Raw genomic sequence first — 20,347 nt, forward strand, 5'->3', positions numbered from 1 at the left:
CCAACGCGGTCAAATCAGACTAACCCGCCGCACCGACATTCCGCGAACGACGCACGCCAGGTTACGTTCGCCGCTCGCGAGCAGCCGATTCGCTCGCCATCTCGGCGGCGCGTCAGATATAGGCGGAGGGATCGAGCCCCAGTCGCTGCCGTAGGAACGCCACCACTGCCCATTGGAGCCCGGCGACGCTGAGCAGGCCCGCACCGCCACCCATGAGCATGGTCGGCGTCACCTCGAGTTCGGCATCGCCTCCCGCCGCCAGTGCTACGGTGTCCTGGCCGCCCTGCTGCGCCGCTTCGGCCCCGGTGCGGGTCTGCGCCGTTTTCGCGGCCGGTGCCTGTGCGGCAGCGGCGCTACTGGCACTACCCGCTTTCGGGGAGCTATTGGGCTTTGTGAGCGACGGTGCTTTCTCGGCCTCGTAGTCGCCCAGTGAGGGCACGAACGAACCCTGCAGGCTCAGCGTCATCGGCAGCGTCGGTTTGTAGGGGTCGCGCTGTCCGTTCGAGGTGAACCAGTACGAGAACTGCCCGGTTTCGTTCTGGAAGTCGACGAAGTCGCTCGGGAAAGAGCCCCAATAGGCCGCGTTCTCGCTCGTGCGCGGGACCTGCTTGGTTGCGCTAGCGCTGCCGTCACCACCCTCGATCTCCTGACTATCACCGGTGCCGCTATAGACGACGCCGAGGTAGTCGGGGGTGTGTTCGATAACGCCGTTCGCCCGCAGGCTCGCCATATTGACACCCGTCAGATTGGCGAGCGTAATCGTACGCGACTTTAGTTCAACCCACTTCGATGCATCCTGCATCGAGGCGCCATAGCCCGAGGCGACCGCGGTGAGTTTGCCGTTACCCTTCGGATCGAGTTCCAGCACCGGGTCGGTGGCCGACCAGTAGGTCATCCCGCCATAGAAGACCACCGTAAAGCTGCCCTGCCATTCGACGCGCACGCCCGACTCGTCGTTCTTCACGACGCTGCCATTCGAGAGCTTCACCTGCGACTCGGTGTGTGAGCCCTTGCGCTGCACGCTCACGGTATCACCATTGCGGTCGAGGCACTTGTTCTTCCAGGTCGCCAGCTCGAGCTGCGAGCCCTGTGGCTTTACGATGCTGACATTTCCGTCCTGTGCCCGATAGAGCTTGTCGGCTTCGCTGGCGAGCCACACACGTGAGCTGCCGGCGTCGCCGGTGCGTCCGGCCACGAGGAAGTTGCAGCCACCAAAGTAGGCGCCGCCATTCGTCTCGACGTTGAGGCCCCAGTAGAGGGTGGCACCCTTGCTCGTGTCGTTCGAGTCGCCGTCCGGGCTGGGTGTGGGAGGCTTCTTGCCGCCGTCATTGCCGTCGCCGCCGCTGTCTTGCTGCTTGGAGGTGGTGACGGTGAGCTCGGCAGCCCGCCACAGTGCTTCGCTGTTGAGCACCGGTGTGACAACAACCGTGTACTGTGTGCCGTTCTGCAGCCCGCTCACGTCGGTGGAGTTCATCCCGTCAGGCACGGTGAGCGTTTTTACCGCTGCACCCGAGGTGTTCGTGCCCTCGAACACCTCGACCCGATAGTCGGGGGCCACCTCACCCGGCCAATTCCACCTCAGGCCGAAGCCGCCGGCGCGCACCGCCGACGCCTCGAGGTTCAGCGGTGCCCAGCTGCCAACGCCGCCCACAACAGCGAGCTGCGTGACGGCAATGGGTTCGGCCGACGACGGCACGGGCGCGCCGGTAGCGGCGGATGCGGCACTCACGGCGCTGCTTTCTACTTCGGTGCCATCTTCAGCATCGGGGGATACGCTGCCGTCGTCAACAGCCTCGTTTGCCGCATCCGAATCAGGCGCATCGTCAGCGTCCGTGGATGCATCAGGTGTCGACGAAAGCTCAGTGGTCGGTTCGGTCTCGACAACTGGCTCGACCTCGAAAAGCTCCAGGCTGTGAACGCCAGCCGCGAGCGTGCCGACCCGCCACATCCCGGTTGCCGCAGCATCCGTAACGGGCATCGACATCTTGCCGTCGGCAGTTGCGAGCCATTCCCCGTTCGCCCGCACGGCAATCTCTCCGGTGACCCCGGCGGGAACGTTCGCGATAGATATCTGCACCGCTGCATCCGCACCCTCGGCAACCCGGCTGGGCGTCGCGGCAGCGTACGGCTCGGTTTTCTCGACATAGCTGATCTCAAGCGGCGCCGCAGGCTTCTTCAGGTCGACCATACCGCCCGACGAGTACCAATAGGCCGCCTGCCCCGTGAGCACATTGAAATCAACCCAGCTCTGCGGGAACGAGCCCCAGCCGTCTTTCGTGCGCAGCTGCTCGCCCGAGGGACCATCCGGTTTGACGTCAACCGCCACGCCTTCGTAGTCGGGAGTGACGCGAATGCCGGTGTCGGTGACCTCAACATGCTGCATTGTCGCCAGCTCAATCTGCGTGGGCGGGAGCTCAACCCACTTCTCGGGGTTGAACATATCGGCCCCGTATCCGCTGGCGGTGCCGGTGAGCTTGCCCCTGCCGTCGACCACCGTGAGCTTGGGGTTGCTGATCGACCAGTAGGTCATGCCGCCGTAGTAGACGATCGTGAACGAGCCCTCGAACTCGAGCTGCGCGTCGTTCTTTGCCGCGTTGATGGTGCCTGAGCCGCCGGTGAAGTTCACCTGGTTGCCGCTGGTCGACCCCGGCTTGGTGTTCACATTCTTGCCGTCGGGGCCCTGGCACTTGTTGGTCCAGGTGGGTGCCACCTGATTGCCCGCGGCATCGGGTTTGGTGATCGTGACCCTGCCGTTGGTGGTCTGGTAGTACTTGTCGGCGAAGGCGGCTGACCAAACCGATGAGGCACCGTTATCGCCCACCGTGCCGGCGACAAGGAAATTGCAGCCACCGAAGTAGGCGCCGCCGCCCGACTCGTCGTTGACGCGCCACGAGAGGTTCGCATCAACAACCTGCGTCGTGCTGCCGGCCACCGCAGCCTGCGCCGCGTCGATAGCGGCGAGTCCGCCGCCCGCCGTGAGGCTGAGCACGCCCAGGCTCACGGTGAGTCGCTGCAACCAGCCCTTCCAGAAGCTCACCATTTTCACTCTCCTCCCTCGCCGCGCGAGCGCTGCACCGACATCACGAGCGTCGGGGCATCTTCATCCGCGCTCTCGGTGGCACTGCGCGTAGCCGAGTCGTCTTCCTTCGACGCCTTCTGCGATCGCTCAAAGAAGCTAAGCCACTGGTCGACACTCTCGCCGCTGGCTCTGGGGTCGGCGGGTTTGGGCGCGTCTGCCGACACTGCGGCGTGCTTCATCTCGGTGCGAGCGATGAGCGCCGCCGCGCGGTCGGCTTCTTTGGCGCCCCGCAGCTCCATCTTGTGTTCGAAGCGCATCGTCTTCTGTTTCTGTTTATCGCGCTGTTTGAGCGCCGCGCGCTCGCGCTGTCCGCGCACCTTCTCAAGCGCCTCGGGGTTCACACCGAGCAGCAGCGCTTTTACCGCCAGATAGCCACCCACGCCGGCGGCGAGGATGATGAGCGAAACACCCACGAGAATGAGGGCGGGCAAAATCGCCACAAACCATCCCGGCATCGCCGCCGCATCCCCGCCCGGCGCGGTCAGTTCCTGCACCGGTGATACCTCGGCAGGTCGCTGCGCCTGCGCTGCCGAACCCGACTGCGCTGCCGAACCATTCTGCGCATCCGCAGTCGACTGGCTGCTCTCGGCCGGGGTCTGGGAGCCGCTCGAACTGTGCTGAGCGTCGGCAGCGGGTGCCGCACCGGCCCAGGTCACGGGCGTAAACGACTCGTTATTGGCATTTTTCACGCCGTGTGCGCCGATGGTGATAATGCCGCAGGTCACCTGTGTGCAGTCAACCTGACGCTCGTTGAGCTGGCGATCGAAGGTGTTAAACACCGCGCCCGGCACCCTGAGCGTTGCCGACCAGGTGCCGTCTGCGTGCAGTTCACCACCGTTCGCGGCGCTGGCAGTGGAGCTGCCGGGGAACGTCACGAACAGCTGGAAACCGGCGGGGTTCGTTTCATCATCGTAGACATAGCGGTAGTTCGTGCCGGTGACACCACCATTACTCGGTTTCCACGAGCCGCCGCTGGGGTCGTCAACCCAGCCGAAGAGCACGTAGATCCCGCCGAATCCGCCCTGCACCGATTGGAAGCCGCTGCCCTGCAGCTGCAGCGTCGACTCCCCGTTCGGGTCGGCCTCGCCGGTGACGGTGACGCTCGCTGCAGCGTGCGCGGGCTGCGCGAACGACGGCACGGCAACGGCCGTCACGCCGAGCGCGAGCGCGACGCCCGCTGTGGCTCGCAGCAGCTTGCCCGCACGGGTGCGAATCGTTCGAATCATGAGGTACTCCCTGGAATAACTGATGTGGCGTCGCGATCGGGCACGACGATGGGTTTGCCGGTGCGCGGATCAGGCACGATATGCACCGGATAGTCGTAGACCTCAGAAACGCGCTCGGCAGTGAGCACCGCCTCTGGTGCACCGTCAGCGACAATGGTGCCGCCGCTGAGCAGCGCGATGCGATCGGCATAGGCCGCCGCGAGGTCGAGATTGTGGACAATGACGACGACGGCGCAGCCGGTGGCGGCGTAGCTGCGCACCAGCTGCAGCACCTGCTCCTGGTGCTTAATATCCATCGCCGCGGTGGGTTCGTCGAGCAGCATCACCGATGCAGTCTGCGCCAGCACGCGCGCGAGGGCCGCCCGAGCACGTTCACCGCCCGACAACGACGGATAGTGCCGGTCGGCAAAGCGCTCGATATCGGTACGCGCCATCGCCCCCGAGGTGATCAGCTCATCGGCCTTCGCATTCGGGGTGCCCTGCCAGGGTGCGCGGCCCATATCGACCACCTCAGCCACCGTGAACGGGAAGGCGATATCGATCTGCTGCAGCAGCACTGCGCGGCGCATGGCGAGCTCGCGATTGGTCCAGGCGTGGGTTGGATAGCCCTCGAGCAGCACCTCGCCGCTGATGGTGTCGACATCTGCGGTGATGGTGTTGATCAGCGTTGATTTACCGGCACCGTTCGGGCCCACTAGCGCCAGCACCTCTCCCGCCCTGATGTCGAGGTTGATGCCGTCGAGCACGCGGCGCTCGCCGAAGGTGACCGCCACATCCCGAATCGAAAGCACCACCTCGCCCATCGCAACCGGTTCGGGTCGACGCGGCACGGTACTCAACATTATGCTGCTCATGCCCAGCCACCTCCCCGATTGCGGCTGGCACGAATGAGGTAGAAGAAGAACGGTCCGCCCACGAGCGAGGTGAGCATCCCAATCGGCAGATCGGCAAACTCAACGAGCGTGCGGGCACCGAGGTCGGCGATGGTGAGTAGCAGCGCGCCGCCGAGCACCGAGGCCAGCAGCAGCGGCCGGTGCGCGGGACCGATGATCATGCGCACGATATGGGGCACGACGAGCCCAACGAAGGCGATGATGCCGGCAAACGCAACCGCCGACGCAACCAGTAGGGCGACGTACACCATCGCGAGCATCCGCAACCGTTCAACGTTGACGCCCACGTGCCGGGCCGCCTTTTCGCCCAGTGAGAGCAGGTCGAGCTGTCGCGCGATAAAAATTGCCAGCACGATGCCGATCATGATCAGTGGGCCAACGAGCAGCACCTGCTCCCAGCGGCTGCCGTTGAGCGAACCCATCTGCCAGAACACGATCTGCTCGCGGGCCTGGGTGGGTGCGCGAAAGGTGATGAAGGCGATGAGCGCACCGCACACGGCATTGACCGCCACACCGGTGAGGATGAGCGTGATCACCTCGGTGCGGCCGCCCGTGCGCGAGAGCATATAGACGAGGAAGGTGGTGATGAGCCCGGCGGTGAACGCAAAGGCGGGCGTCGTGAAGGGGCCGAGGAAGGTGAATCCGAACAGGATCGAGAAGCTCGCCCCCACTGCGGCACCCGACGAGACACCCACCGAGCCGGGTTCGGCGAGCGGGTTGCCGAAGATGCCCTGCATGAGCACCCCACCAACCGCGAGCGCGGCACCGACGAACACGCAGAGCACCAGCCGCGGGAAGCGCACCTCGGCAAGCGCCGCCGCACCGAACTCGTGCGAGGGGCCGGGCAGCCAGTTGATGCCGATCGAGTTGAGCACGAAACCGGCCACCTCTGCCGGCGGAATGAACAGCTGTCCGATCATCGCCGAGAGCAGGCAGGCACCCACGAGCGCGATCGCGAGCGTGATCATGAGGATCGTCGAGTTCGCGCGGCGCTGTTTGCGCGGTGCCAGTTCGGGAGCCTTCAGCGGCTCCTGCGGTGCTTCCTTCGGTACTCGCGCTGCGGCTCGCCTTGCGCGCGGCCGTGTTGCCACTGCCGACTCGTCGGCCTTGCTGGTAGACACTGCGGTCATCGGTTTTTTTCTTCCAGTTCTTGTCGGATCTCGCCGAGGCGTTTTTCAACGGCTGCGGGGCCGTGCTCGGGCTGATAGCTGTGCTCGGGTGCGTAGATCGCGGTGCCGAGCGCCGCAAGCACAAAGGCGGTGCGGGGCCCGAAGCTCATCACCTCGTAGTCGCTCATATCGACGATGCGGCGGTTCTTGCCCGCCGGGGTCTGCTTGATACCGGGTAGTTCGAGCGCGGCATCGATTCCACCCACCGAGGCAAGTCCCAGCGTCATCACGATGATGACGTCGGGTTGGGCCTTAATCAGCGCCTCCGAGTTTGTCGGCGCCATCCCCTCGAAGCCGACCTCGGTGGCCACATCACGCGCACTGATCGACTGGATGATCGAGTCGGCACCCGAGCCCATACCGAACCAGTAGTAGATATTGCCGCGCAAATAGAGGAACACCGTGCGGGGCTTTTTCTCGGGGTCGGTGGGCGCGATTCGGCCGAACTGCTGAATTACCGAGTTGATCTCGGCGTAGGTGCGGTCGGCCAGCGCCTCCCCCAGCGACGAGACCCCGAGCGCATCCGCCACAAATTGAATCTGCTCACCAACGCCACCAACCCCGGCCTCATAGGGCGTCGGCACCATCACCACCGGGATGCCCGCTTCGCGCAGCTGCAGCTGCACATCGTAGGGGCCGACCGTGCCGTCGGTAATGACGACAGTGGGCGCGAGGTTGAGGATCGCTTCGGCGGCGAGCTCATGACCGTTCTGGGTGACGAGCGGCAGGTCGTCATTGCCCGGCATGAGGCCGACAATGTCGGTGGCCGTATCGCGGCCGACGAGATTGCAACCGAAGCCGAGACCGATCACGGCGGCTGCCAATCCGCCGTTCTGATTGAGGGCAAGGATGCGCGTGGTGTCACTAACGGTGACCTCAACTCCATCGGCGCTGTTGACGGTTGCCGGCAGCTGCTGCAATGCGGATGCGGCATCGGTGATGGGCGGGATGGCCGCGGCCTGCGTGTAGGCGGTCGTCGGGCCGGTGATCTCGCGGGGTGAGGTGAGGTCGACAGAGTTCACCTGGGGCAGCTGCGGCGGTGCCGGCTCGGTTTGAGCTTCGGGCTGCACGCAGTTCTTGTTCGCGGCGAGGGATGCCGTGCCCACGTTGTGGAAACCGTTCATTCCCAGCGCCACCGTGACGGCGACGATCACCACCGCCCAGGCGGTGCGGTGTACCGTGGCGCGCTTGAAGCGGCGCAAGAACCGAGGCATAGCCATAACTGGTGGTCTCCTACTGCTCTTCGCGGCCGCGACGGCTCACCAGCACTGCGCCGCCGGCGGTGAGGACAGCCGCCGAGGCGATCATGCTGATCAGGGCGAATTCGCTGACACCGGTTGCGGCGAGCGAGCCATTGCCCTTGTTGCCGGTGCCCGTACCATTCGAGTTGCCCTTGCCGTTGCTGTTCGAGTTACCGGCGCCGGTGCCCTTGTCGGCACCCGAGCCGCTGCCCGCATCCGAACCATTGCCGTTACCGCCGGGCTTTTCGGTGGCGGTGTTGGCTGGAATGGTGACGGTGACGTCGCTCGAGTCTTTCTCGGCTGCGAGAGCCGCGGCGGCGCCCAGGCCACCGGCACCCAGACTGCCGCAAACCAGCAGGCCAGCGAGCGCAATAGCGGCCCGCGGCGAACGGTGTGAACTGCGCCGAAGAGTCATTCCAGCGCTCCTTCCTTCTGTGATTCTGATTGGAGTTCGCGTTCGCGTGCACGATAGGCCAGGTAGAGCTGCTCGCGGCGACGGCGAAGCAGCACAAACACGACGGTCGCGGCGGCGCCGAGCACCACGACGATCAGGGCCAGCAGCGACCAGGGCGCGCCCGCCACCTGCGATTCGGCGGTAAACGGTTCGGGTACGGCCAGCGACCCGTCATACGGCAGCGCCGTGGCACTCACCTCGACACTCGCCCCGCCGATCGCGAGGGTCGGCACTTCGCGGGTGAGTCGCACGCTCGAACCCGGCAAGAGGTCTTCGACCGCCGTTGCGCCGCGCGGTGCACCAAAGGCGAACAGCCCGCGCACGCTGATCGCGTCGTCGAGGCGGATTCGTGTGTTCCCAGTGTTTGCCACCGTATAGGTGGTGCGGATCTTGGCAGGCGCGAAGGGGTTGGGGCTCGCGATGTATTCGCTGTCAACGTCGCTGATCTCAACTGCGGCTTTGAGCTCGCCAATAACGCGCACACTGATGCGCAGCCCGAGTCGACGCTCAACCTGTACTTGTCCCTCACCGCTCGGCAGCAAAGAGGCGACGATCGCGGCCGAGTGGTCACCCGGCGTGGCGTTGTTCGGCACTGCGACGGTGAACTCCACCTCGGTGGATTCGCCCGGTTTGAGGTCGATTTCTTTGGTCTTGGGTGTCACCCACGCGCCGGCGTCGGTTGATTCCTCGCCCGAGGCGAGGATGTCGATGCCACCCTCGGCGGTGGTGAAGGCATCGGCTGCGTAGATTTTCAGATGCAGGTCTTGCGAGCCGGTGTTAGTCACCTGCATGGCGTCATCGATGCTGCGTCCGGCCGAAGTGCCATAGCTAAAGTTCGGCCGACCGTTGCCTTGCTCGCCATCCACCGTCGACACCGACCATGCAGCGCCCTCATTCTGGGCTGATAGCGGTGCCTGGGCTGCGGCCACACGCGCGGTCAGCGCGAGCTGCACGGTTACCACGAGGATGCTGGCGAAAACAGCCATGAGGATGCGCGCGAGAGGGCGCGCGTGACGCAGGGCAGACGACATTCAGAGAAGCTTTCGAGAGACGGTGCAAGACCTACTGCACAACAGAGATTGAGAATGAGGGGTCCGGTTGGTGCGGCGGTCGTGTACGCCGCACCAACCGGAGTCGGAATCCGCTAGCTGATAGCCGAGATTGTCAGCTGCGCGGTGTACTTGCCGGCGGGGGCCTTCTCAACCGGAACCATCAGGTTGAGCAGGGCGTTCACCTTGGCGGGTGCCGCGGCGCCCGAGGTAGCGAGCAGCTGCGACTTGGCGAGGCCATCGGTCTCACCCGCGCCGGGGTTCACCTTGTTACCGGGCTTAACGGCATCGCTCTCGGCGGTGACGCTCGGCTCCCAACCGAGGTACGAACCCGAGAACTTGTTTTTACCCGAGTCGAAGCTGCTCACCTGACCGCTCAGGCTCCAGCTGTACTGGTTGTCGCCACCGGTACGGTCGTCGGTGACGATGATCGAGTCGAGGTTGCCCTGGGCAACGAAGTTGTCGCCATCCTGAGTTGCGGTTGCGAGGTCGGCACCACCGGGTTCGCCGCCCTCCCAGGCCCAGCCAAACTTACCCTTGGGTTCAACCTCGGGGTCGGTGGGATCGGTCGGCTTGGTCGTGGCCTCGGGGATGGTCACATCGACATTCCCCTCGGGCTCGGTCGCCGGGGGCTCCGCAGCGTCGACGGTGTAGCCAATCGACAGCGGCGCCGCCACCTTCTTCGGGTCGACCGCACCGCCCGAGCTGTACCAGTACGACGACTGGCCGGTCTGGATATTGAAGTCAACCCAGCTCTGCGGGAAGGCACCCCAGTTCTCGCCCTCGCGATTCTGGTCCGACATACCGCCCTCTGTGTTAACCTCAACGCCCCGGTAGTCGGGGGTGATCTCGATGCCGGTCTCGGTCACATCGACGCCCTTGAAGGTGGCCACGTCGATCGGGGTGTCTTCCAGCGGCACCCACTTCTCGAGGTCGTGCATATCTGTGCCATAGCCCGAGGCGGTGCCGGTGATCTTGCCGACGCCGCCGGTCACCTCGAGGTGGAGGTTCGACACCGACCAATAGGTCATACCGCCGTAGAAGACCATGGTGAACGCACCGGGGAAGTCGATGCTGGCGTTGTCGCCCGCGGCGTCAACCTTGCCGGTGCCGTTCGCGAAGTTCATCTGGTTGCCGCTGGTCGACCCCGGGTGCGTCCTCACGGTCTGGCCGGCCGCGTTCTGACACTTCGTGCCCCAGGTGGGTGCAATCTGCTTACCATCGCTATCGGGCTTGGTGATGGTGACATTGCCATCGGTGGTGCGGTAGTGCTGCTCGGCCTCGGCTTCACCCCACACGCGTGCCGACCCCAGGTCGCCAACCTTGCCGGCGACGAGGAAGTTGCAGCCACCATAGAAGGCGCCACCGCCCGACTCGTCATTCACGCGCCAGCTGAAGGTGGCGTTGCTGACGGTGCTTTCGCCACCCTCGGCTGCAAAAGCGGGTGCGGCAGCAAAACCTGCACCCATCACGAGCGCACTCGCCGCCAGACCGGCGCCTGCACGATTGAGCCAGGGCGATTTGCCCGCCCGGTTACGACGTTCTGTCATATCTACTCCTGTTAGGAACCAGGTCGATTTCGGAAAGAAATCGACGGAACAGTCGCCGACACGACACAGCGACGTTAGACTCACCTTCAAACGGTAAGGTGACCCTTAATTAGGTTAGGAAACCCTAAGTTAGGCTTGCCTAACTTCAGCATAGACTACGAAGTGAGTTTCTTCCACATTTGGTTGCTGCGCTTGAGAACCGTGCCGAGCTAGTCGGCCCAGCAACGCAGGTATGACCAACCCGACATCACCTAGGAGAGCCATGACTCAGACGGCAACCATCCCCGCACCCGCAGCAAGTTCGCTCAGCGAAAAGCTGCGCGCACTCACCGCCCGCTCGCATGAGAGCGCCGAAACGTCGACGTTCATCGTCGATCTCATGCGCGGCGCGCTCGACCTCAATGCCTACTACCATCTGCTCGAGCAGTACAGCTACATCTACAACGCCCTCGAAGTGACGGCGGGCAAGATGCGCGAGAACATGCCTCATTGTGAGCTGCTCTCGGTGGAGCTAAACCGCAGCGAGTCGATCGACGCCGATCTCGAGACACTGCGCTCGCGCGTGACTGCGCCAGCTTCGGGCATGCTGGCTTCGACTCGCAGCTATGTTGAGCAGATCCTCGCCACCGAGCACGACTCGGTACGCTATCTGGCGCACCACTATGTGCGCTACCTCGGCGACCTTTCGGGCGGGCAGGTCATGCGCGTGTGGCTCGGACGCCACTACGACCTCGCCGACGAAGAGGCCACTTTCTTCCACTTCGCCGAGATCCCGAAGCCGGTTCCCTTCAAGGAGGCCTACCGCGAGCGCCTGAACGCGCTCGACCTCACCGAGCAGGAGCAGAGCCGCTTCATTGACGAGGCGATCGCGAGCTTCAACGCCAACCAGGAGATCTTCGAAGAGCTGAACGAGATCACCCGCGCGCGCATCGACGTGGTGCCGGCAGAAACCGCGCCGCGCCCCATGCGCCGCGACTAGCGCAGCCCGGCCAACAAAAACCAGCGGCGTAGTCGAGCACCACCAGCTCGACTACGCCGCCTTTGTTTCGACTGGGTCGGGGCTCATTCACCCCGGCCAGCCGAGCGACACCGCGCCATGAACACCACAGCACGGTGCCAAGCATCACTCAGAGCAGCTGCTCAGCTCCGATCGCGTGCAGCACATAGGCGTAGTCCCACGCCCGATCGCGCCAGCGCTGGTAGCGGCCCGACCCGCCACCGTGGCCGCCGTGCATTTCGGTCTTCAGCACGATCGGCTCGCTGCCGGTGGTTACCTCGCGCAACTTCGCCACCCACTTGGCCGGCTCAACGTAGAGCACGCGAGTGTCGTGCAGGCTTGTCACCGCGGCGATCTGCGGATACCGCACCGCGCGGATGTTCTCATAGGGCGAGTAGCTCTTGATGGTCGCGTAGGCCTCGGGGTCGGTGATGGGATTGCCCCATTCCTCCCACTCGAGGGCGCTCAGCGGCAGCTCGGGGTCGAGGATGCTCGTCAGCGCGTCGACGAACGGCACCTGGGCGACGATGGCACGATAGCGTTCGGGGGCGAGGTTCGCGACCGCACCCATCAGCAACCCACCGGCCGAGCCGCCGATCGCCGCGAGCCGGTCACCGTCGACGAGACCGGCCGCAACCAGGTGCTCGGTCGCATCCACAAAATCGGTAAACGAATTGACTTTCTTCGCCTTCTTGCCGTCTTCATACCAGCGCCGGCCGAGCTCGCCGCCACCGCGGATATGCGCCACCGCGAACACAGCGCCGCGGTCGAGCGCCGAGGCCACTGGCAGCGAGAGCGCCGGCTCCATCGAAATCTCGTAGGAGCCGTAGCCGTAAATGATCGCCGGCGCGGTGCCATCGAGCGGCGTGCGCACGTGGTGTAGCAGTGTGATCGGCACGCGAGTGCCGTCGCCCACCACCGCCCACTCGCGCCGGGCCACATAGTCGGCAGCCCGGTAGTCGCGCACCTCGATTTCGTGGCGCAGCTGTGGCACATCCCCGCGCTCGAGTGCCGCAAACTCGATCTCAAACTCGCGACTGGGATGCACCCAGCTGTCGACCTCGAGCCGCAGCACCGGCGCCCCAAACTCGAGTTCGCGATGCGAAACACCGATGAGCTCCTCGGCAAATTGCGGCTGCAGCAGCTCACCACCAGCAAGCGGCACCACGAGCACCTGCGGCAGCGCCTCGCGCATCGCATCGACAACGAGATAGTCGCCAGTGTACGAGAACGACAGCAGCCGGTCGGTGTCGCTACCGGCAATCAGCACGATCGGCTCGAGTTCGGCGGTTGACGCCACCGGCCCGGCCGCGAAACGCTCGAGATCAACCAGCACCAGCTCACCATTGGGCTGGCCGTCGTGGTGCAGCACTGCCAGCTGCTGGCGGCCATCGACTACCACCGGCTGCACTTCGTAGCGCAGCCGCGCATCCCGCGCGATCAGCGTGGTCATCGCATCCTCGCGCAGCCCCGTGCCCGGCACGAGTGGCCACAGCTGCAGCTCATCGAGCTCAGAGTTCCCGGCGCTGCCGATGACGAAGCGGCGATCGTCGCTCAGCCTGCCACCGAGCCACATCTCGGCATCGTCTTCGCGCCACAGCAGCAGGTCATTGGCCTCGCTATCACCCAGGCGGTGCACGCGCAGCTCATGCGGCCGCCACGACTCGTCGATCACGGTGTAGACAATGCGCTCACCATCGGGCAAAAACTCGACCGCCGGGCCGATATTGCGCAGCGAGTCGGCCAGCCACTCGCCGGTAGCGAGGTTCCGCACCCGCAGCGTGTAGCGCTCATCACCGGTGGTGTCTTCGGTGTGCAAAAACAGCTCTCCATCGGGCGAAATATCGATGCTGCCAACCGCATAGAACTCGTGCAGCTGCGACTCGGTATTCGCATCCAGCAGCACCTGCTCACCCGGCGCCACAATGTCAGCATCGAGCACCGGCGGCACCCAACCGACGGCTGCGGCGGCGGGTTCGGATGCGGCGATGCGGCAGAAAATCGGATGCTGCCCGCCCTCGATCATGCGGCTGAAATACCACCAGTTACCGCGGCGACTCGGCAGCGTCACCGAGGCCTCGTGGGTGCGCCGCTTAATCTCACCGAAGATCGCCTCGCGCAGGGGCGCCTGCTCGGCGGTGATCGCTTCGGTGTAGGCGTTCTCGGCCTCGAGATGCGCGATCACCTCGGGCGATTCTTTCTCGCGCAGCCACTCGTAGTTATCGATAAACACATCGCCGTGCACTTCACGTCGATGCGGTTCTTTGCGGGCTGTTGGCGGAGTAGGCATTCCTGCATCAGTCATGGCACCGACAGTAACCCACGCCTCCGACATCGCTGTCTGCGTTCTGCCAGCACTCGGCTCTCTGGCGGCTAACACGATTCCCATGAAATCAGCACCCGCGGCTGTCAAGCTGAAGCCGTGAACGCATCCACCCACACCACCCTGCAATTCCTCGGTGCCGCCGAAACCGTCACCGGCTCAAAATTCCTGCTCAGTGTCGGCGACCGCCGCATCCTCATCGACGACGGTATGTTCCAGGGGCCTCGCGAACTGCGCAAGCGCAACTGGGTGCCACTGCCCTTTGAGGCCGATTCGGTGACGGATGTGCTGCTCACGCACGCGCATATGGATCATGTCGGCATGCTGCCGCGGCTTGTGAAGCGCGGGTTCCGCGGCCCGATTTTCGCCACCGAGGGCACCGTGCGGCTCGCCGAGATCGTGCTGCGCGACGGCGCGAAGCTGCAAGAACAAGACGCCGCCGAGGCGAATAAGCGCGGCTCGTCGAAACACCAGCCGGCGCTGCCGCTCTACACCACCGCCGATGTGGAAGCGACGCTGCCGCTATTTGTGACCGTGCCATTCGACGAAGATCTCGATCTTGATGACGGAATTGTTGTCCGCTACACCCGAGCCGCCCACATCCTCGGCTCGGCCTCGATCACGCTGTGGACACCCGAAGTATCGGTGGTGTTCTCGGGCGACCTCGGCCGCCACGATCATCCCGTGCTGAAATCACGCGGCACTCCCCCGGGCGCACCCTATGCACTGATCGAAAGCACCTACGGCGACCGCGAACATCCCGAACCCGAACTGCTGCCGCACGAAGGCTTTGCCGATGTGGTGCGCCGCACCATCGAACGCGGCGGCTCGGTACTGGTGCCGGCCTTCGCAGTCGACCGCACCGAAGTGGTGCTCAAACAGATCGCGCAGCTGCGACGAGCCGGCCGCATCCCGCACGTGCCGGTGTATGTTGACTCACCGATGGCGAATGCCGCACTGGATGCATACCGCGCGCTCCCGGATGAATTGCGCGACGATCTGCTCCCGGATGAACTGCTTGAGTTCCCCGATCTGCATTCAGTGCGCAGCCCCGACGAATCGCGCGCACTCACTGCCAAAGCGGGCAAGCATCCGGCCATTATTATCGCCGCCAGCGGCATGGCAACCGGCGGGCGCGTACTCCACCATCTCGAGGCGATGCTCGGCGATAAACGACACTCGGTGGTGCTGACCGGTTATCAGGCGGTTGGTACGCGTGGCCGGTCGCTCGTTGAGGGCGCGACCAAGCTGAAAATGTTTGGCCAGTACATTCCCGTGCGCGCTGAAATTTTCCAAGACCGCGAGTTTTCGGTGCACGGCGACCGCTCCGATTTGCTCGACTGGTTGCGTGATCTATCCCCGCGTCCGCACACCGTGTTCTGTGTGCACGGCGAGGCCGATTCGGCAGCGGCGTTCGCCGAGGCAATTGAGGCTGAGTTCCCCGAAATTGATGCCATCGTGCCCCGCCATAACGAGGTCGTAGTGCTTGATGGCACCCGGGCTGCGCTCGAACCCAAACCCGCCACGGCGCGCTACATCGACCGCACGGTACCCGAAGTGGTCGCATCCAACACGCCGTTTACCGCCGACACCGCCAGCGAGGCAGCTCAGATCGCCGCCGCCCCGGCGCCGCGCGACTATCGGCTGCTCACCGCCGACTCGGCCGAGGCGCTCTCGTCACAGGCCGGTGAGCTACTGGCTGCCGGATACGTTCCGTTCCAGGCACCGAGTGTGGATGAAATTGCCGGCAAACCGCTGTATCTGCAGGCGTTCATTCGCCCGTAGTGCGGGTGCTGCCCCGTAGCGCTGGGGCTGCCCCCATAGTGCTGGGACTGCACAGAGCAAACCGGCCGTGTCGCCTTCGCTGAGTGAATCAGCGTGGTGGCACGGCCGGTTTGTTCGCTACGTGGTGCTTTTGCTACGGGGCTTCCGCTGTCGCAGTGCTTCCGCACCAGCTGGTGGCTGCGGTCTAGTCGAGGATGACCGGGTGGGCTCCCTTACGCGAGGTCAACACCTGGTCGATAAGCCCGTAGTCGAGCGCCTCCTGAGCCGAGAGAATCTTGTCACGCTCAATGTCGTTCGAAATTTTGTCTTGACTCTGGCCCGAGTGCTTGGCAAGCGCCTCTTCGAGCCACTCGCGCATGCGCAGCACTTCTTTCGCCTGGATTTCGATGTCGGATGCCTGGCCCTGGCCACCGCCACCGGTTGCTGGCTGGTGGATGAGCACACGTGCGTTCGGCAGTGCCAGGCGCTTACCGGGCTGGCCGGCTGCCAGCAGCACGGCGGCAGCCGAAGCTGCCTGGCCGAGGCAGACGGTCTGCACCTCGGGGCGAATGTACTGCATGGTGTCGTAGATCGCGGTCATCGCGGTGAACGAGCCACCGGGCGAGTTGATGTACATGGTGATGTCGCGGTCGGGATCCTGCGACTCGAGCACGAGCAGCTGCGCCATCACGTCGTCGGCCGAAGCGTCATCAATCTGCACACCGAGAAACACGATGCGGTCTTCAAAGAGCTTCGCATAGGGGTCTTGGCGCTTGAAGCCGTAGGCGGTGCGCTCTTCGAACTGCGGCAGAATGTAGCGCGAGTTCGGCACCGGCGAGCCGGCTGCGTAGGTGGGAATGTTAAGCATGTGAATGGGTCCTTCCTCGTCCTACTCGCCGTCGTTGCTCACTGCATCGGGGTTGCTCGAGATGCGTCGGTCGGTGCCGCCACCGCCGACCACCGAGGTGGCCGATTCTGAGATGTGGTCGACGAAGCCATACTCGAGCGCTTCTTCGGCAGTGAACCACTTGTCGCGGTCACCGTCCTTGTGGATCTGCTCGACCGACTTACCGGTGCGGGCCGCGGTAATTTCGGCGAGGCGCTGCTTCATGTCGAGAATGAGCTGTGCCTGACGCTGGATGTCCGACGAGGTACCACCGAAACCACCAAGCGGTTGGTGCAGCAGTACGCGAGTGTTCGGGGTGATGTAGCGCTTGCCGGGGGCACCCGAGGTCAGCAGCAGCTGTCCCATCGAGGCGGCCATACCGATGCCGACGGTGACAACGTCGTTTGGCACCAGCTGCATGGTGTCGTAAATCGCCATGCCGGCGGTCACCGAACCACCCGGCGAGTTGATGTAGAGGTAGATGTCGCTTTCGGGGTCTTCAGCCGACAGCAGCAGCATCTTGGCGCAGATTTCGTTCGCGTTATCGTCGCGGACGTCTTCGCCGAGCCAAATGATGCGGTCTTTCAGAAGCCGGTCGAAAACACTGTTCGGCAGTTGCTGTTCAGCCACAGGTGATTCTCCTTCGTGCGGTTTCGCCTCAAAGTTACTCGACCCGAGCCGAAGATCTGGTCACTGTTCGCCGTGGGCGTGAATATGACTGCGCCGGTCGAGTGATGAGGAACGCGGAAGATTTTGGGTTCAGGATGGCTGTCGCGACATCCTGAACCCAAAATGTTCCGCTGAACTCCCCAACAGCGCAACAAAAAGGGCGGGAATGCATAAATGCATTCCCGCCCCCGTTGCGAGCCGAACTACTTCTCTTCGGTCTCGGCAGCGTCTTCGGCGCCCTCTGCTTCAGCACCGTCTGCCTCAGCGGCGTCGCGCTTGTTACGGCCGTCGCGTACAGCAGCGGTGAACTCGCTCAGGTCAACCGAGTTGCCGTTCGAGTCGACGATCTCAGCATCCTCAAGCACGTAGAGCACGGCCTTCGAGCGCGCCACTTCGCCGACCAGCTGCGGAATCTGGTTGTTCTGCTGCATGATCTGCACGAACTCCTGCGGAGCGATACCGTACTGGCTCGACTGCTGGAACAGGTACTGGGTGAACTCTTCCTGCTCGACCTCAACCTGCTCGGCCTTGATGATCTCGTCGAGCAGCACCTGCTGCTGGAACGAACGGTTTGCCTCGGCACGAACCTCTTCGCCGTGCTCGTCGTCGAGGCTCTTTCCCTCCTGCTCGAGGTGGCGCTTGACTTCGTCTTCGACGAGCTGCTCGGGAACCGGCACCTCGTTGGCTTCAAGCAGCGCGTCGATAGCGGCCACGCGGGCCTGCTCGAGCTGGTCAAAAGCCTTCTTCTTGGCGGCCTGCTCACGCAGGTCGGCCTTCATCTCGTCGACGGTGTCGAACTCGCTCGCGAGCTGCGCAAACTCGTCGTCAAGCTCGGGCAGTTCACGTTCTTTCACCGACTCGACGGTGATGGTGATCTCGGCCTTCTCGCCGGCCTTCTCGCCACCGAGGAGCGTCGATTCGAAAGTGGTCTCTTCGCCGGCGGTGAGCGTGAGCAGAGCCTCATCAGTGCCCTCGAGCAGCTCACCCGAACCAACCTCGTGCGACAGGCCCTTGGCCTCGTCGATCACTTCACCGTCGATGCGTGCCACAAGGTCGATCACGGCGAAGTCACCGTTCTCGATCGGGCGCTCGACAACCTTGAGGGTGCCGAAACGAGCGCGCAGCTCGTCAACCTCGGCGTCAACGTCCTCGTCGGTGACCTCGGCAGCGTCAACCTCGAGCTTGAGACCCTTCCAGTCGGCAATCTCAATTTCGGGGCGGATGTCTACCTCAATTTCGACAACCAGGTCACCCGAGAAGTCAGCAACCTCGGGAGTTTGTTTCACGTCTGCTTCGGGACGACCCAGCGGCAGCAGCTCCTGCTCGGCCAGCGCATCCTGGTAGAAGCGGTCGAGGGCATCCGAGATGGCCTGTTCGAGCACCACCGGGCGACCGACGCGGGCGTCGATGAGCTGGTTCGGCACGTTGCCCTTACGGAAACCGGGCACCTGCACCTGCTTGGCGATCGACTTGTACGCCTGGTCGATATAGGGCTTGAGTTCTTCCGGCGAGATGCTCAGCGTGAGCTTCGCGTGGGTCGGGGTGATCTTCTCGACCGAGGTCTTCACGAGTGGGTCTCCTACTAAATCTTTGGTCCGCGCACTGCGGTCTTCGACTGTCGCACACGTGCAAACCGCGCGGTTTCGGGCGAGTTCGCACAGACAACCCTCAATGATACGCATCGAACTGCGCGACACCCTAATTATTCCCCGGCAGTTTCCGCATCGGGTCGGCACCCTGCTACGAACGGGACGGGCGGCCAACCAACGAAAATTGGTGACCGCCCTTCCCGTTATCGGGCCTCGCTGTGTTGGGGAGCAGCTAGGGCTGCAGACGAGCAAGGTCGAGCCCGTCAACCCACTCGCGGTTATTTGCCACCCATTCGGCTACCAGCGGCGCCGGGTCAGCATTGGCGTTCTCATTGAAAATGATGTTCGCCAGGTCGCTGAACTGTTCTTCTGGCATCTCGAAGTCGGCCAGCCATTCCGAAAGCTTCGGATAGCGCTGCTTGAAGTCGGAGGTGCCGAAGATGTGGATGCTTTCGTTGCCGCCGAGCAGACCCTTCGGGTCTTCGAGGTTCTTGATGTCAAACTCGCTGTAGGCCCAGTGCGGTGCCCAGAGCGTGACCACAATATTGTCACCCTTGCTCTGTGCGGCACGCAGCTCGGTCAGCATTCCCGGTGTTGACGAAAGCACGTAGTCCATTCCCTCGAGGCCATAGCCGGGGATTATTTCTTCCTGCGTAATCTTCGTGAGCCCCGCACCCGGTTCGATACCAACAATGCGATTGCCAAACTTGTCGGCATTGGCCGCGAGCTCGTCAAGCGAATCGATTGGCGCATCCGCGTTCACCGCGAAGGTGAGCCGGGCTTCGTCGTACCAGCTACCCAGGTCAACCAGGTCTTGACCGTACTCGTCCATATAGCTTTCGTGTGTGATCGGCAGCCAGACGTTGGTGGTCATGTCATAGGTGCCGTTCTGCAAACCGGTGAAAACCGGTGCCGGGTCGCCGTATTCCAGGTTGACCGTGTAGCCCTGTTCTTCAAGCAGGTATTTGAGCAGTTCGCTGGTCACCACGCTCTCGGGCCAGCCGTTAAACACCCCGATCGTCACGACGCGGTCATCACCGTTTTCGTGCTTGTTGCTCGTGATCCCTGAACCGGTGAGCACATTAGCCGCGATCATCGCGATGACGACGATGATGGCTGCGATCTTTACCCAGGTGGGGTTGAGCTTGCGCTTGCCGATCGAGCCGGTGAGACGGTCGAGGAGCATGGCGAGCACCACCACCGACATTCCGGCCTCAAAACCGAGGGCGATATCGGCCTGCCCGAGCGATGTGGTCACCTCTTGACCGAGGCCTGAGGCACCGACCATACCGGCGATCACCACCATCGATAGCGAGAGCATGATCACCTGGTTGACACCGGCCATAATCGACGGCAACGCCAGCGGTAGCTGGATCTGTCGCAGGATTCGACCCGGTGTCGAACTGAATCGCCCTGGGTTTCGTTCCGTTCTTCAAGCAAGGATGGAACCGATGAATC

15 protein-coding genes and 1 pseudogene are annotated in these 20,347 nt (G+C 63.7%); 2 read left to right on the top strand and 14 right to left on the bottom strand.

What is annotated here, in order from left to right; all coding sequences use genetic code 11:
• Positions 1 to 112: 112 nt before the first annotated feature.
• The 8 genes from RQ865_RS07110 to RQ865_RS07145 all read right to left on the bottom strand — a co-directional run bounded on the left by RQ865_RS07110 (position 113) and on the right by RQ865_RS07145 (position 10,661).
• On the bottom strand, positions 113 to 3,040 hold the full coding sequence (locus RQ865_RS07110) for a fibronectin type III domain-containing protein (protein ID WP_311478471.1): 2,928 nt from the start codon (positions 3,038 to 3,040) through the stop codon (positions 113 to 115).
• 2 nt (positions 3,041 to 3,042) lie between these two features.
• On the bottom strand, positions 3,043 to 4,305 hold the full coding sequence (locus RQ865_RS07115; protein WP_311478473.1) for a hypothetical protein: 1,263 nt from the start codon (positions 4,303 to 4,305) through the stop codon (positions 3,043 to 3,045).
• Positions 4,302 to 5,159 (bottom strand): heme ABC transporter ATP-binding protein, encoded by an 858-nt coding sequence (locus RQ865_RS07120; protein ID WP_311478474.1) that lies wholly within the window; start codon positions 5,157 to 5,159, stop codon positions 4,302 to 4,304. The genes RQ865_RS07115 and RQ865_RS07120 overlap by 4 nt, the downstream gene beginning before the upstream one ends.
• The gene (locus RQ865_RS07125) at positions 5,156 to 6,328 is read right to left on the bottom strand and encodes an iron ABC transporter permease (protein WP_311478475.1); all 1,173 of its coding nucleotides are present in this window, start codon (positions 6,326 to 6,328) and stop codon (positions 5,156 to 5,158) included. Before RQ865_RS07125 ends, RQ865_RS07120 begins: the two co-directional genes overlap by 4 nt.
• Positions 6,325 to 7,587 (bottom strand): ABC transporter substrate-binding protein, encoded by a 1,263-nt coding sequence (locus RQ865_RS07130; protein ID WP_311478476.1) that lies wholly within the window; start codon positions 7,585 to 7,587, stop codon positions 6,325 to 6,327. Before RQ865_RS07130 ends, RQ865_RS07125 begins: the two co-directional genes overlap by 4 nt.
• Positions 7,588 to 7,600: 13 nt before the next feature.
• Entirely contained in the window at positions 7,601 to 8,023 is a 423-nt protein-coding gene (locus RQ865_RS07135) for a hypothetical protein (protein ID WP_311478477.1), read from the bottom strand.
• The gene (locus tag RQ865_RS07140; protein ID WP_311478478.1) at positions 8,020 to 9,093 is read right to left on the bottom strand and encodes a WxL protein peptidoglycan domain-containing protein; all 1,074 of its coding nucleotides are present in this window, start codon (positions 9,091 to 9,093) and stop codon (positions 8,020 to 8,022) included. The genes RQ865_RS07135 and RQ865_RS07140 overlap by 4 nt, the downstream gene beginning before the upstream one ends.
• A 113-nt stretch (positions 9,094 to 9,206) precedes the next feature.
• Positions 9,207 to 10,661 carry an HtaA domain-containing protein gene (locus tag RQ865_RS07145; RefSeq protein ID WP_311478479.1) on the bottom strand — a complete coding sequence of 485 codons (1,455 nt, stop codon included), beginning with the start codon at positions 10,659 to 10,661 and terminating at the stop codon, positions 9,207 to 9,209.
• Between the two features lie 262 nt (positions 10,662 to 10,923).
• Between RQ865_RS07145 and RQ865_RS07150 the strand changes: the two genes are divergently transcribed.
• Positions 10,924 to 11,640, top strand: coding sequence for a biliverdin-producing heme oxygenase (locus RQ865_RS07150; protein WP_311478480.1), 717 nt, complete (start codon positions 10,924 to 10,926; stop codon positions 11,638 to 11,640).
• 148 nt (positions 11,641 to 11,788) lie between these two features.
• Here the strand turns inward: RQ865_RS07150 and RQ865_RS07155 are convergent, their stop codons facing one another.
• Positions 11,789 to 13,963: a S9 family peptidase gene (locus RQ865_RS07155; protein WP_311478481.1), complete on the bottom strand. Its 2,175-nt coding sequence runs from the start codon at positions 13,961 to 13,963 to the stop codon at positions 11,789 to 11,791.
• A 117-nt stretch (positions 13,964 to 14,080) separates the two neighbouring features.
• On the opposite strand from RQ865_RS07155, the gene RQ865_RS07160 reads away from it, so the two are divergent.
• The gene (locus tag RQ865_RS07160) at positions 14,081 to 15,766 is read left to right on the top strand and encodes an MBL fold metallo-hydrolase (protein WP_311478482.1); all 1,686 of its coding nucleotides are present in this window, start codon (positions 14,081 to 14,083) and stop codon (positions 15,764 to 15,766) included.
• A gap of 184 nt (positions 15,767 to 15,950) precedes the next feature.
• Here the strand turns inward: RQ865_RS07160 and RQ865_RS07165 are convergent, their stop codons facing one another.
• From RQ865_RS07165 to RQ865_RS07185, 5 genes and pseudogenes are all read right to left on the bottom strand, one after another.
• Positions 15,951 to 16,613 carry an ATP-dependent Clp protease proteolytic subunit gene (locus tag RQ865_RS07165; protein ID WP_311478483.1) on the bottom strand — a complete coding sequence of 221 codons (663 nt, stop codon included), beginning with the start codon at positions 16,611 to 16,613 and terminating at the stop codon, positions 15,951 to 15,953.
• Positions 16,614 to 16,634: 21 nt separating this feature from the next.
• Entirely contained in the window at positions 16,635 to 17,261 is a 627-nt protein-coding gene (locus RQ865_RS07170) for an ATP-dependent Clp protease proteolytic subunit (RefSeq protein ID WP_201517770.1), read from the bottom strand.
• Positions 17,262 to 17,503: 242 nt separating this feature from the next.
• Entirely contained in the window at positions 17,504 to 18,868 is a 1,365-nt protein-coding gene (gene tig / locus RQ865_RS07175; protein WP_311478484.1) for a trigger factor, read from the bottom strand.
• Positions 18,869 to 19,121: 253 nt separating this feature from the next.
• Positions 19,122 to 19,985, bottom strand: a complete 864-nt coding sequence (locus RQ865_RS07180) for a glycine betaine ABC transporter substrate-binding protein (protein ID WP_311478492.1) — start codon at positions 19,983 to 19,985, stop codon at positions 19,122 to 19,124.
• A gap of 51 nt (positions 19,986 to 20,036) precedes the next feature.
• Positions 20,037 to 20,297, bottom strand: a pseudogene (locus RQ865_RS07185) (ABC transporter permease subunit); the annotation flags it as partial.
• Positions 20,298 to 20,347: the final 50 nt, after the last annotated feature.

This window comes from uncultured Gulosibacter sp. (assembly GCF_963509965.1).
Taxonomy (GTDB): Bacteria; Actinomycetota; Actinomycetes; order Actinomycetales; family Microbacteriaceae; genus Gulosibacter.

Coding starts and splice junctions, on each gene's coding strand:
- RQ865_RS07130 (WP_311478476.1), bottom strand. CDS start 7,587: ATGGCTATGCCTCGGTTCTTGCGCCGCTTCAAGCGCGCCACGGTACAC.
- RQ865_RS07110 (WP_311478471.1), bottom strand. CDS start 3,040: ATGGTGAGCTTCTGGAAGGGCTGGTTGCAGCGACTCACCGTGAGCCTG.
- RQ865_RS07150 (WP_311478480.1), top strand. CDS start 10,924: ATGACTCAGACGGCAACCATCCCCGCACCCGCAGCAAGTTCGCTCAGC.
- RQ865_RS07120 (WP_311478474.1), bottom strand. CDS start 5,159: ATGAGCAGCATAATGTTGAGTACCGTGCCGCGTCGACCCGAACCGGTT.
- RQ865_RS07145 (WP_311478479.1), bottom strand. CDS start 10,661: ATGACAGAACGTCGTAACCGGGCGGGCAAATCGCCCTGGCTCAATCGT.
- RQ865_RS07140 (WP_311478478.1), bottom strand. CDS start 9,093: ATGTCGTCTGCCCTGCGTCACGCGCGCCCTCTCGCGCGCATCCTCATG.
- RQ865_RS07135 (WP_311478477.1), bottom strand. CDS start 8,023: ATGACTCTTCGGCGCAGTTCACACCGTTCGCCGCGGGCCGCTATTGCG.
- RQ865_RS07125 (WP_311478475.1), bottom strand. CDS start 6,328: ATGACCGCAGTGTCTACCAGCAAGGCCGACGAGTCGGCAGTGGCAACA.
- RQ865_RS07155 (WP_311478481.1), bottom strand. CDS start 13,963: ATGACTGATGCAGGAATGCCTACTCCGCCAACAGCCCGCAAAGAACCG.
- RQ865_RS07115 (WP_311478473.1), bottom strand. CDS start 4,305: ATGATTCGAACGATTCGCACCCGTGCGGGCAAGCTGCTGCGAGCCACA.
- RQ865_RS07165 (WP_311478483.1), bottom strand. CDS start 16,613: ATGCTTAACATTCCCACCTACGCAGCCGGCTCGCCGGTGCCGAACTCG.
- RQ865_RS07180 (WP_311478492.1), bottom strand. CDS start 19,985: ATGATCGCGGCTAATGTGCTCACCGGTTCAGGGATCACGAGCAACAAG.